This window comes from Acetobacter sp. DsW_059 (assembly GCF_002153695.1).
Classification (GTDB): Bacteria; Pseudomonadota; Alphaproteobacteria; order Acetobacterales; family Acetobacteraceae; genus Acetobacter; species Acetobacter thailandicus.
The window spans coordinates 89,887-101,167 of the sequence record NZ_JOPI01000014.1 but is presented as its reverse complement, the minus strand read 5'-3'; the positions used below and the strand labels follow the sequence as shown (position 1 = coordinate 101,167).

Below are 11,281 nucleotides of genomic sequence, written 5' to 3'. Positions count from 1 at the left end.
AACGGCTCTGATGAAAGCTGAGGCTCTGCTTTGCTCTGTTGTGCTTGCATGCCTGAAAAAAGCAGGTCCTGTGAGGGCTTCAGACATAGCCGGAAAATTTTGCCGGCTTTTTGGTCCGTTTCTGCCCCCGTCAAAAATTGCTGACCGTAATTTGCAGATGGCTATGCCTGAGCTGACATCAAAGCAAAGGCAGGACATTATTCGTGGAGTATGGGAAAACCTTGGGCGTACTGCTGGCGAGTTTCCTCATCTTTCCACACTCAGAGAAAATACGCCTGAGGGGCAGCCTGGTTATGAGGTGCAGGGAGTTGAGCATCTGAAGGCACTGGCTCAACATCAGGGGCCTGTTCTGTTTGTCTCAGGCCATATAGGAAACTGGGAGATGCTGCCCCCGGCGGTTGCACGCTACGGCACTCCTTTTGCTTCGTTTTACAGAGCGGCGGGCAACCGGAAGGTTGATGCGATGATCCGTTCTTTGCGTGATGCCGCGATGGGCCCCGACCCTGTGCCATTATTTGCTAAGGGAGCTGAGGGCGCCAGGGCGGCTTTACGTTATGTGGCAAAAGGTGGCAGGCTGGGCATGCTGGTTGATCAGAAAATGAATGACGGCATAGAAGCGCGCTTATTTGGTCTGCCGGCTATGACGGCCCCTGCACTGGCCAGTATGGCACTTAAATATCGTTGCCCGGTTATTCCGGGGTATGTTGTGCGTCTTGGCCCTGCCCGTTTGCGTATTGTGGTTGAGCCGCCCATGGTTTTGCCGCAAACAGGCGATAAACAGCAGGATCTGGCAACATTAGTGCAGATGATTAATGACCGCCTTGAAAGCTGGGTAAGACAAAAGCCTGAAAGCTGGTTGTGGTTACATCGGCGCTGGCCTAAATCGTTATATCGTAAAACACGCTGAGACAGATCCCAGCTGAATTTATATGTCGGAGTGCATGGTATGTCTTCTGTTCTGAGCCCCTCTGTTGCTTATCGTCTGGAGGCAGCGCGCGCAGTTGTAAGTGATGCAGCTCGCCTTGCTATGTCGATGCGCCCTCCTTCAGGCGGGCCGGTTGCAACGCAGAAATCTGCCCAGGACTGGCTGACAGAGACTGACGGTGCCGTTGAGGCCTTTATTGCAGAGCGGATGAAAACGTTATTCCCTGATGATGGTTTTCAGGGGGAGGAAGAAGGTGTCGTACGTGCCGGTGCTCTGCGCTGGGTTGTCGACCCGATTGACGGGACATCAAACTATGCGCGTGGTCGCAATCGCTGGTGCGTTTCTCTGGGGCTGCTTGAAGGTGATGAGCCAGTTGCCGGCGTGATAGAGGCGCCTGCTCTGGGTGAAGTATATACAGCGCTGCGAGGACATGGAGCATTTCTTAACGGCAGGCGCATTCACGCTTCTTCGGTTAAAGATCCGGCCAGTGCCATGATTGAAATGGGCTGGAGTAATCGCGTTCCCAAAGATGTTTTTATTGAAAAAACTGACGCCATTATGGGGCTGGGTGCTATGCCTCGCTCAGGCGGGTCCGGCGCTCTGGCACTGGCAGATGTCGCCTGTGGTCGTCTCGATGGGTATGTCGAGATTGTTATTAACTTATGGGATGTTGCCGCTGCCCTGCCTTTGCTGGCTGAAGCGGGAGCCTGCGTTTCTCCCTTCCTGAAAACAGGCGGGTTAACCGGTGCAGCAACTATTCTGGCTGCGGCACCTCATATTGCCCGCCCTCTTTCTGAGGCAGTGAATATTCCTCTTGAATAAGAGGTTACAGTTTATCCTCTCTCTGTTAGCTTAATAAAATCAAAGGAAAAACACACCAGATGTTTTTCTGCCCGGGTATATGGAGATCATAATTATGCGGTCAGTTCGTCGTTTTTCTGCTTGTGCTTTAGCTGTCGGTGCAGTGGCCCTTTCCGGCTCTTCTCCGTCCCATGCGAGCGCAGCTCAGGATTATCAGACACTGGTTGATAAAGCCGCTCTGACTGTTCAGGATATTTTTCTTGGGGTGAAGCCGACCAGTGCTGTTGCGGTTGATCTGGCAAAAGCGCGTGCTGTCATGATCTGCCCTTCAATTTTCAGAATGTCAGTCGTGTTCGGTGGCTCTGGCGGTGGTTGCGTACTGCTGGCACGTGATGCCCGGGGCTCATGGTCTGATCCGGCATTTTATACAATGAGCTCCGGATCTTTTGGTATTCAGCTGGGCATTCAGAACTCTCAGACGATGTTCTTTATTATGACAGATCGCGGGCTGCAGGCTCTGCTTGACAGTCAGTTTCAGTTTAATGCGAATGCCAGTGCAAATTTTGCAACGATCAGCACGAATGCTGAAGCAGGTAATGCCGGAGCCAGAAATACTGACATTTATGTTGCACAGAAATCGCAGGGAGCTTTTGCCGGAGTTTCAATCGGTGGCAGCAAGCTGAAAGTAAACAGCGATGCAAACCGGCAATATTATAAACAGGTTGTTGGCCCGGAAGATATTCTCATTACAATGAGAGTTAATAATCAGGGTGCCGATCCGCTGCGAAGTGTACTGATGCGTTACAGCAAGCTCGCAGGCGTTAAGCAGGCGACATCGGCAGTGAAGGCCTCTGCTGCGGCTTCAGATGCAGTTGTATCTGACACAGTGCCTTCTTACTCAGCATCTAAAGGTGTTGGCACGGTAAAAAGTGAATCTTTGTCTCCGGCTAAGTAGCCTTTAACGCATAAAGGGTTTTTTCTTTTAACTGAAAAAACCCTTATTTTCTTTTATTTCGATAATAATTTTCAACATTTTTATTATGCTCTTTAAGGTCATTCGTAAAATTATGACCTCCCTCACCTGTTGCCATAAAATACAGGTCTGAACTTTTTGCCGGATGCGCTGCAGCATAAAGAGAGGAAAAACCAGGTGAGCAGACAGGCCCGGGAGGCAGCCCTTTATGCAGATAAGTATTATAGGGACTTTCGATCTGTAAATCAGCATGTGTTAAAGGCCGGTCAAGTGGCTCCAGTCCATTAGTAAGAGCAAAAATCACGGCAGGGTCAGTCTGTAGTTTCATCCCCTTGTGCAGGCGGTTAAGGAAAACACCAGCGACCTTAGAGCGTTCAGACGGCACAGAAGTTTCTTTTTCGATAAGAGATGCCAGAGTGATCAGCGCATTTTTGTCCGGTATTTTTTCATCTGCCTCGCGATCTTCCCAGATTTTCTCTACGGCGTGGGTCATAGCCTCCTGAGTGCGTTTCAGAAGTTCATCACGAGAGGTATTGCGCAGGTAAAGATAGGTCTGAGGCAGTACACTCCCTTCTCCTGGTCTTGCTATATGTCCGCTCAGAAAAGAGGCGTTATTAATTAATGCCTGTATCTGTGCTGCTGATAAACCTTCCGGAATTGTCAGCTTATGCATAATAGGGCGGCCATGACGTAAAACAGAAAGTGTTTGTTTTATAGAAGCATGGGCAGGGAAAAGAAGTTCTGCAGCGTGTAGCTGACCGTCTTTTTTTGTAAGGAAAATAAAGAAAGAGGTCAGGCGTGCATAGAGGGCCCCCTGAGGGATAACGCCTTCATGCTGCAGTGTATTAATAATGCGGGCGTGATCGCCATGATGTACCAGTACTGCGGTGTCCTGTCTTAGTGGACCTGGTACGACATATGCTTTTTTAAGCAAAAAAAATGTGCCTCCTGCTCCGGCAAGGAGCAGAAAGCACAAAAGGACGAAAAATTTACGCATTAGTTTTTAATTTCCGGCAGAAATAAAAAACTTTATCAGACGCGACGTACAATCAGACTGGCATTGGTGCCACCAAAGCCAAAGCTGTTAGAAAGTGCCACATCAATTTTTCTTTGCTGCGCAGCATGAGCTACCCGATCGATCACACTCTCACGAGATGGATTATCGAGGTTCAGTGTAGGTGGGGCAACATTGTCACGAATGGCAAGCATGCTGAAAATCGCTTCGATAGCGCCAGCTGCACCCAGCAGATGCCCGGTTGCTGATTTCGTTGATGACATAGCCAGAGACCTGGCAGAATCACCAAACAGACGCTCAACAGCTTCAAGCTCAAGATCATCTGCCATGGTTGAAGTGCCATGAGCATTAACATAGTTGATATCAGAGGCTGTGATATCTGCACTTTTCAGGGCCGCAGTCATAGCGCGGAAAGCACCATCATGCCCTTCTGCCGGTGCTGTAATATGATAAGCATCGCCAGACATGCCATAGCCGATAACTTCAGCATAAATTTTTGCACCGCGGGCTTTGGCGTGCTCGTATTCTTCGAGCACAACAACCCCGGCACCCTCTCCCATTACAAAGCCATCACGGTCTTTGTCCCATGGACGGGATGCCTTCTGAGGCGTGTCGTTGAAACTGGTTGAAAGCGCTTTTGTTGCACAAAACCCTGCAATGCCTAATTTACAGACAGCAGCTTCCGTGCCGCCTGCAACCATTACATCAGCTTCGCCCAGAGCAATGATTTTAGCAGCATCGCCAATAGCATGTACACCTGAGGCACATGCTGTTACCACAGCGTGGTTAGGTCCTTTAAAGCCATATTTAATAGAAACATGACCTGAAACCAGATTAATCAGAGCAGATGGAATAAAGAAAGGTGAAACGCGGTTAGCGCGACCTTCTGCAACCTGTAATGATGTTTCATAAATCGTCTGAAGACCACCAATGCCTGAGCCGATCATTACACCTGTTGCGCAACGCTCTTCTTCAGTTGATGGTACCCAGCCGGAATCCTGAACAGCTTCTGTGGCCGCAATCATCCCCATACAGATGAAACGGTCCATTTTACGCTGGTCTTTGGTGGAAATCCACTCAGAGAGAGTTAATTTCCCCTCTGCGGCTGGCCCTTCAGGCACTTCACCAGCGACATGACAGGGAAGACCGGCAGGATCAAATGCGCTGATCTGAGCGATACCGCTTTCACCAGCAATCAGACGAGACCATACGTTCTCTACGCCGAGGCCCAGAGGCCCCACAATGCCCATGCCTGTAACGACAACGCGTCTACGGTCCTTGGCTGAATGTCGCAAATGAAATGGCTCCACATTTAAATAATTAATGTGGTCCCTCAACAGATCAGAGGGACCCTCTTAAAGACCTGAATAAGCTAATACTTATTTCAGGCAGCTTTTTGTTTTTCGATATAATCGATCGCATCTTTTACTGTTGCGATTTTTTCAGCTGCATCTTCAGGGATTTCGACATTAAAAGCTTCTTCGAAAGCCATTACCAGCTCAACGGTGTCGAGGCTGTCTGCACCCAGATCGTCAATAAAAGACGCTTCAGGTGTTACTTTGCTCTCTTCAACGCCAAGATGTTCAACGACGATTTTCTTAACTTTGTCAGCGATTTCGCTCATTTGTATCTATTTCCTGTGTGCCCAATATATAATTGGGACTGGTTATCCGAACCTAAAGCGGTCCGTCGTATCCTGATGCAACTTACGGTCTGAGCCTTAACGCTCATAGCCACGCAAAACAAGAGTGCCGGCCCATAGCATGTTTTTTATACACAAGCCAGTATCAACCACTCAAAATATATTCCAGATGGTTTCATGCAAGAACATCATATATGTCTACCTGGCATATTTGAAAAAAAAAAGCACGATTTCTATGGGCTGTTATCTGAAAGTCAGAGCATTGCCATGCCGCCGTTGACGTGTAGTACAGCGCCTGTCACCCATCTGGCCTCATCAGAGCACAGATAAAGTGCTGCTGCTGCAATATCCTTTGGCTCACCGAGCGTTCCCAGCGGAATTTTTGCCAGAAGTTTTTCTTTCTGGGCATCCGTCAGTACACTTGTCATCGGGGTATCAATAAAGCCCGGGGCAATGACGTTAACCGTCACACCGCGTGAGCCGACTTCCTGAGCAAGAGATTTGCTCATGCCGATCAGACCAGCTTTGGCGGCAGAGTAATTGGCCTGACCAGGATTGCCTGTTGCGCCCACGATTGAGGCAATATTGACAATGCGTCCTTTTCTTTTGCGGAGCATACCTTTCAGGGCAGCACGGCATAAACGGAAAGGAGAAGACAAATCGAGATTAATCACCTGATCCCATTCTTCGTCCTTCATGCGAATGGCAAGATTATCGCGTGTCAGACCGGCATTATTGATAAGAATATCAACAGGAGCCCCTGCGGCTTCTTCAGCGCGGGCAATCAGAGTGTCGGCTTCTTCGGGGGAGGAAAGATTAGCGACAACGTAGCTGGCGCGGCGGTCACCCAGCATTTCTGCGTGCGTCTGTAAAACCAGTTCACGCGTGCCGGTAAGAACAACATGAGCGCCATGCTCATGGAGTGTTGTTGCAATAGCGCTGCCTATACCACCTGTCGCGCCGGTGATCAGAGCAACTTTTCCTTCCAGATTAAACATATTCTGCAATTTTCCTCTTATAATTAACGTGTTTTATTAAAGTGTTTTCAGAAAATTTTCTATATCAGCCGGTGTGCCGACGGAAAGAACAGATGATTCGCTGCTGATCCGGCGAATCAGCCCGGAGAGCACTTTGCCTGCTCCGATTTCAATAAAAGACTCAACGCCGGCAGATACCATATTTTCCACACTTTCGCGCCAGCGAACCTGCCCGGTGACCTGGTTGATCAGGTTTGTACGAATTGTTTGAGTATCCGTTTCCTGCTCGGCGGTGACGTTAGCAATAACAGGTACGACCGGTGGCATAACAGGGGCTTTAGCCAGAGCTTCAGCCATCGTTTCCTGGGCCGGACGCATCATGGAGCAATGAAACGGGGCTGAGACGGGCAGTTTCAGAGCACGTTTAATTTTCATTTCTTTCGCTATGAGAATGGCTTTCTCAATGCCGTCAGTCTGCCCTGAAATAACAGTCTGCCCGCCACCATTATCATTTGCGATTTCAACAATTCCGTCACTGCTTGCAGCTTTACAGATTTCTCTTACCTGCTCAGGGGTTGCGCCAATAATAGCAGCCATAGCACCCTCACCTGCCGGTACGGCTTTCTGCATAGCCTGACCACGAAGGCGCAGCAAACGTGCCGTCTCTGCTATGTTCAGTGAGCGTCCGGCGGCAAGTGCTGCATATTCTCCCAGTGAGTGCCCCGCCAGAAAAGTGGCTTTCTTTTTAAGGTCAAGACCACCTTCAGTTTCAAGGACCCGTAAAACAGCCATTGAAACAGCCATAAGGGCTGGCTGTGCATTATCTGTTGCAGTTAAAGTTTCGGCCGGTCCCTCAAAGATGACCTTTGAAAGCTTTTCGCCCAGAGCCTCATCAACTTCCTCAAAGACAGCGCGGGCTGCGGGAAAAGCGGCTGCAAGGTCAGCACCCATGCCAACTGACTGGCTGCCCTGCCCCGGAAAAACAAAAGCATAAACGGTCATAGTCTTTTTACTTTGCTCAAAAATGGATGGTATTTGTTATGGAAGCGAAGACCTTCGCATAGCATTGCCTCTGATATTATAGAAGATGATATCAGAGGCGTTGCTTATGACGGAGCCTGAAGCAGTACGCGGTTGAGACTTTCAAGAACGGAGAAAGTTTCACGCCATACTGTCTCGAATTTAGTGTCAGGAACGCCCCGGGCTGCAAGAATCTGTGCAATGTCACCGACAGACCGAACGCCATCAATTAAAGGTAAAATACCACGTGCCTGAGGCGGAAGAGCGATGGGAACCACCAGCGTACCAAAGGAAAATGGTAATATATGATCAGGCGTCATTTGCATCGCGAGTTCTGTACCGGGGATTTCTCTCATGACCGGCACAGAATCACGGGCCATAAAATCCGGTGGCACTGTCGGGTTAGTATTTTTTACGACATAGGCAACATGAGTGGCCATGTTCCCTGCGAGAGATTCGGCAAGAGCCGCCTGCTCTCTGAAGCTGAGAGAAGAGATGACAGTGCGTAATTTTGCGTCGGGCAGGAAGAGCGATGGATTATAACGCGCAGGCTCAAGCAGGCATGCTGTTTTCAGACCGGCGTTGTCGATCAGATCAAGAAACCTGGGCGCGGTATAAGCGCGGTCTCTCGGGTTGAGGAGGAGATCATACAAGCCAGCATCACCACCGCTCAGATGATCGCCGAAATTACCATTCTGGCGGAGCCAGGCGGTTGCCGGCAGATAACGCATAACGCGGCGTGCAATGTCCAGCCGTGTTTTTGGCGCGTCGCTTACAGGTGCAAGCTGTTGCAACGCATCCTGCAGCATATAAACCCCCGTTCGGCCATAAGGTGCATAGACCATAAGGCCCATGCCGCCATCAGCAGCAAGGGAGTTATTCAGTATTTGTAACGCGGCTTCAGGGTCAGGAAGATGGTGGAGCACACCGCAGCAGTCGATATAGTCAAACAGCCCGAGATTAAGAGAGGGAATCTGATCTATCGAAGCCTGAATGAAGCGGATATTTGTAAGTTTTCGCTCTGCCGCCCGTGCTTTTGCTACAGATAACGCTTTATCGGAGCGGTCAAGACAAAGCACCTCACCCGAACGGTCAGTACGTGTCATGTGTGTCGCAAGCATAATGGCGGCATCACCTGTGCCACATCCCGCGATCAATACGTTCAGTGGGGTCGTGCGTGGTCGCCTCGCTTTGAAAACCCAGTAATCGATTTCTCTGAGGTGACTGGGGCTGCCAATCAGCAGCCTTTTTCGTTCGTCCAGTGGGTTGCGCTCAGGGTAAGGATAAGACTCATACTGTGCAGCCAGACTATTGTCGCGCTCATCAGTTGTGTTGTGTTGTGACAAGGTCCGCTCCCCTTTTAGCGCGGAATCAGTTTGCCACGCTGCCATGCCTCAGCCGCTTCATCAGCAGAGAGACCCTCTGTGCGCATGGCGTAATCCATGGCGCTGATGATTTTAGTGCTGAGCATAAGTTCATCAAGTTCGTCGCGCAGGTCAATATCCATTTCTTCAGCGAGGCCCGGGCGAAGCAGCATATGGGCAGCTTTATTCTGAGGAAGAACGTTTTTTGGCTCATCAAGGGATGACAGGCTGGCCTGATGAAGGAGGAAGCACGGATCGGTCAGAATCATGAGGGACGCGGTATTGTTATCTAACGCGTCTGCGAGAGCTGAAAGAGCCTGATCGTCTGGCATGCTCTGCAGGGTGAAACCGGCTTCATTCAGGTTATATGCGGTAATAATTTTTTCGGCCTGCTGGCGCAGGGAATCCTGTACAATAATCGTGCGAGAGAAAGGAATTTCTTTTTCTGTCAGGTCGTTAAGCGACGCAAACCCTGAGTTGCTGTCTGGCAGATAGCAGCGCGTGCCAGGCTGAAATAAATTGCCAAGCTGCGTTACACCATTTGTAATCAGGGCGTCATCAGCTCCTGGCAGCCAGGCAGAGATATACAGATCAATTTCGCCATCGCTGAGCATCTGTCCGAGAATATCTTTAGGACCAATTGTGACTTCAGGTTCAATATCATGCGCTTCAATGACGCGGATAATGGCCGCTGCAGTCGCTTCATGTATCGTGTTTTCCGGATGAGCGAGCGTAAGAGTGGTTGTCATTTCAAGGGTTCCCTGGCAGCACAGCTAAGATTAAAGTTGTTGCAGCAGCAGAAAGCCCTTGATGCAATCCCTTAAAATAAGTTTCTGCCCTTAATATGCAGTAAAGCGACAGAAAATAGTGAAAACTATACCGGCAGAGCCGGTATCAGCCTGCTGCAACAATTTTTTCCTGACGTGGCAGCACGGGGCGGATCATCAGCAGGGCGTCTGCAAAAGAAGAAAACTGACCGAGTGAATTTTCCCGTATGGCATCGACCACGACCCATTTATTGCCAAGAGAGAAAATTTTATAAGCCGGATCAGCGGTCTCGCGCACCCATACAACGACATATTCAGACGATGAGCCTGCACGTTTCTCGGTCGAAGAAAATACATCTGCATCACACAGGCCCATTGGCAGGCCGGCTTCGAGCCAGCGTGAAAGATAGTCGCGGTGATGAGGGAGGATTTCCAGCTGGAATGGAAGTATCTGGCAGGCGGACGATGCTTCGTTCGTGTGCAACATAATCTTACATCCTGTCATTACATTATCAGAGGCGCTGTGTTGCCTCTGTTTGTATCGGATGCAGATCCGGACCGCTACGGTAAAGTTTCTTTTTCGCCTCCAAAAGAGGCAGAAAAGAACCTGAGTTGCACAAAAAACACACCACCTTGAGTGGAAAGTAAAATAATTGCCTAAAAATTAATCAATAGTCTATTTTTTAGGCTTTCATATTAAAATTTCGCAGAGATCATGACAGAGCCGTAGTTAAACAGGCCTGAGCGCGCTCCTTTAAACTGCTGAGTCTGCCATACCTGGCTGTAAGAAACACGAAGGCCGTAAAACATAACGGCCAGACCGGCGTGAATTTCACCAACATCCCACCGTTTATCAACGTGCAGAGAGTTGCTGCGCATTGTATTGCCCTGAAGGCTGGCATCATAGGCAACAGCCTGCCCTGTTACGCCGCCAAAGACGTACCATGCAAAGGGACGCGTTGCTTTATAGGCATCTGTTCCGTCTGTACCTGATGCAGTGATAGTAGGAACGCCGAAGTCACTGTTTAGTCCCTGACCGATGCGAATCATGTCGCCGATTTTGCCATAAATCTGAAAATCACCGGCTGCGGCCGCAACTGATGGCAGGGTGTCCATCTCAATGCCGTAGACTTTGACAATTGGCAGGCGCCACACCCGACCAGCCTGAACCTGGAAGATGATCTGATTTTGCAGCTGATGACTCCAGCCTTTGTTGGTTGTGTCGCCAATCATGTTGTGAAAGCCGTTCTGAACCTGTCTGGCCAGAGAGGCTGGTCCCATAACGCCAGCCTGAATACCAAAAACGCTGCGGGATAAATCGGTATCGTTGATGAGATTGATTGTTCCCAGCAAGACGCCGCTGTAGGGGCGTGTGCGTAACAGACTGTTATGTGGCTGCCCGGGTGCCCAGGGGCTGCGAACCTGTGTGTCACTTGGGGTGAAGATCAGCTGCTGTATACCCATGCTGATTCGCTGCACACCTTCACCCAGAATGGCTTTGTTGATTTTCGCAATAGGAGCGGGAAGCGTATCTGTGCCCGATGTCCAGTTTATGCGCAGGCCACTGGTATAATACTGATCGGATGTACCTTTCAGAGTTGAGACCGCATCGTTCTCACCCTGGACAGTCCATGTCCCTGTTTTATCCTGTAAAGGTGTGGCATGCGCGCTTTTCGCAGCACTGACGCTTATAAAGAGGCACCCTGTCAGCAGGAGAGTCTTTGTGGCTTTATGCCGGAGCGCAGAAGGGGCGGCGATGGCGGGCATTATCACTCTCTTTGATTTTTAATACAGCAG

12 protein-coding genes are annotated in these 11,281 nt (G+C 49.8%); 3 read left to right on the top strand and 9 right to left on the bottom strand.

Annotated features, from left to right (window positions below):
• Window positions 1-10 precede the first annotated feature (10 nt).
• The 3 genes from HK25_RS03755 to HK25_RS03745 all read left to right on the top strand — a co-directional run bounded on the left by HK25_RS03755 (window position 11) and on the right by HK25_RS03745 (window position 2,681).
• Entirely contained in the window at window positions 11-907 is an 897-nt protein-coding gene (locus HK25_RS03755) for a lauroyl acyltransferase (protein WP_086635411.1), read from the top strand.
• 39 nt (window positions 908-946) lie between these two features.
• Window positions 947-1,747, top strand: coding sequence for an inositol monophosphatase family protein (locus tag HK25_RS03750; protein ID WP_086635347.1), 801 nt, complete (start codon window positions 947-949; stop codon window positions 1,745-1,747).
• Between the two features lie 94 nt (window positions 1,748-1,841).
• Window positions 1,842-2,681 carry a lipid-binding SYLF domain-containing protein gene (locus tag HK25_RS03745; RefSeq protein WP_086635410.1) on the top strand — a complete coding sequence of 280 codons (840 nt, stop codon included), beginning with the start codon at window positions 1,842-1,844 and terminating at the stop codon, window positions 2,679-2,681.
• A gap of 43 nt (window positions 2,682-2,724) precedes the next feature.
• On the opposite strand, the gene mltG is transcribed toward HK25_RS03745, so the two are convergent.
• From mltG to HK25_RS03700, 9 genes are all read right to left on the bottom strand, one after another.
• Entirely contained in the window at window positions 2,725-3,633 is a 909-nt protein-coding gene (gene mltG, locus HK25_RS03740; RefSeq protein ID WP_233127656.1) for an endolytic transglycosylase MltG, read from the bottom strand.
• A 98-nt stretch (window positions 3,634-3,731) separates the two neighbouring features.
• A complete protein-coding gene (gene fabF / locus HK25_RS03735) occupies window positions 3,732-5,009 on the bottom strand; it encodes a beta-ketoacyl-ACP synthase II (RefSeq protein WP_255406288.1) in 1,278 nt (425 codons plus the stop codon).
• An 89-nt stretch (window positions 5,010-5,098) separates the two neighbouring features.
• The gene (locus tag HK25_RS03730) at window positions 5,099-5,338 is read right to left on the bottom strand and encodes an acyl carrier protein (RefSeq protein WP_006557907.1); all 240 of its coding nucleotides are present in this window, start codon (window positions 5,336-5,338) and stop codon (window positions 5,099-5,101) included.
• Window positions 5,339-5,610: 272 nt separating this feature from the next.
• Window positions 5,611-6,354 (bottom strand): 3-oxoacyl-[acyl-carrier-protein] reductase, encoded by a 744-nt coding sequence (gene fabG, locus HK25_RS03725; RefSeq protein WP_086554204.1) that lies wholly within the window; start codon window positions 6,352-6,354, stop codon window positions 5,611-5,613.
• Between the two features lie 36 nt (window positions 6,355-6,390).
• Window positions 6,391-7,335, bottom strand: a complete 945-nt coding sequence (gene fabD, locus HK25_RS03720; RefSeq protein WP_086554205.1) for an ACP S-malonyltransferase — start codon at window positions 7,333-7,335, stop codon at window positions 6,391-6,393.
• 104 nt (window positions 7,336-7,439) lie between these two features.
• Window positions 7,440-8,699: a class I SAM-dependent methyltransferase gene (locus tag HK25_RS03715; protein ID WP_233127654.1), complete on the bottom strand. Its 1,260-nt coding sequence runs from the start codon at window positions 8,697-8,699 to the stop codon at window positions 7,440-7,442.
• 14 nt (window positions 8,700-8,713) lie between these two features.
• Window positions 8,714-9,466 carry a glycine betaine ABC transporter substrate-binding protein gene (locus HK25_RS03710; protein WP_086554207.1) on the bottom strand — a complete coding sequence of 251 codons (753 nt, stop codon included), beginning with the start codon at window positions 9,464-9,466 and terminating at the stop codon, window positions 8,714-8,716.
• A gap of 145 nt (window positions 9,467-9,611) precedes the next feature.
• Window positions 9,612-9,971: a hypothetical protein gene (locus tag HK25_RS03705; RefSeq protein ID WP_086554208.1), complete on the bottom strand. Its 360-nt coding sequence runs from the start codon at window positions 9,969-9,971 to the stop codon at window positions 9,612-9,614.
• Between the two features lie 209 nt (window positions 9,972-10,180).
• Window positions 10,181-11,251 carry a lipid A deacylase LpxR family protein gene (locus HK25_RS03700; RefSeq protein WP_086554209.1) on the bottom strand — a complete coding sequence of 357 codons (1,071 nt, stop codon included), beginning with the start codon at window positions 11,249-11,251 and terminating at the stop codon, window positions 10,181-10,183.
• Window positions 11,252-11,281 lie beyond the last annotated feature (30 nt).

Coding starts and splice junctions, on each gene's coding strand:
- HK25_RS03755 (WP_086635411.1), top strand. CDS start 11: ATGAAAGCTGAGGCTCTGCTTTGCTCTGTTGTGCTTGCATGCCTGAAA.
- HK25_RS03750 (WP_086635347.1), top strand. CDS start 947: ATGTCTTCTGTTCTGAGCCCCTCTGTTGCTTATCGTCTGGAGGCAGCG.
- HK25_RS03745 (WP_086635410.1), top strand. CDS start 1,842: ATGCGGTCAGTTCGTCGTTTTTCTGCTTGTGCTTTAGCTGTCGGTGCA.
- HK25_RS03730 (WP_006557907.1), bottom strand. CDS start 5,338: ATGAGCGAAATCGCTGACAAAGTTAAGAAAATCGTCGTTGAACATCTT.
- fabG (WP_086554204.1), bottom strand. CDS start 6,354: ATGTTTAATCTGGAAGGAAAAGTTGCTCTGATCACCGGCGCGACAGGT.
- fabD (WP_086554205.1), bottom strand. CDS start 7,335: ATGACCGTTTATGCTTTTGTTTTTCCGGGGCAGGGCAGCCAGTCAGTT.
- HK25_RS03710 (WP_086554207.1), bottom strand. CDS start 9,466: ATGACAACCACTCTTACGCTCGCTCATCCGGAAAACACGATACATGAA.
- HK25_RS03705 (WP_086554208.1), bottom strand. CDS start 9,971: ATGTTGCACACGAACGAAGCATCGTCCGCCTGCCAGATACTTCCATTC.
- HK25_RS03700 (WP_086554209.1), bottom strand. CDS start 11,251: ATGCCCGCCATCGCCGCCCCTTCTGCGCTCCGGCATAAAGCCACAAAG.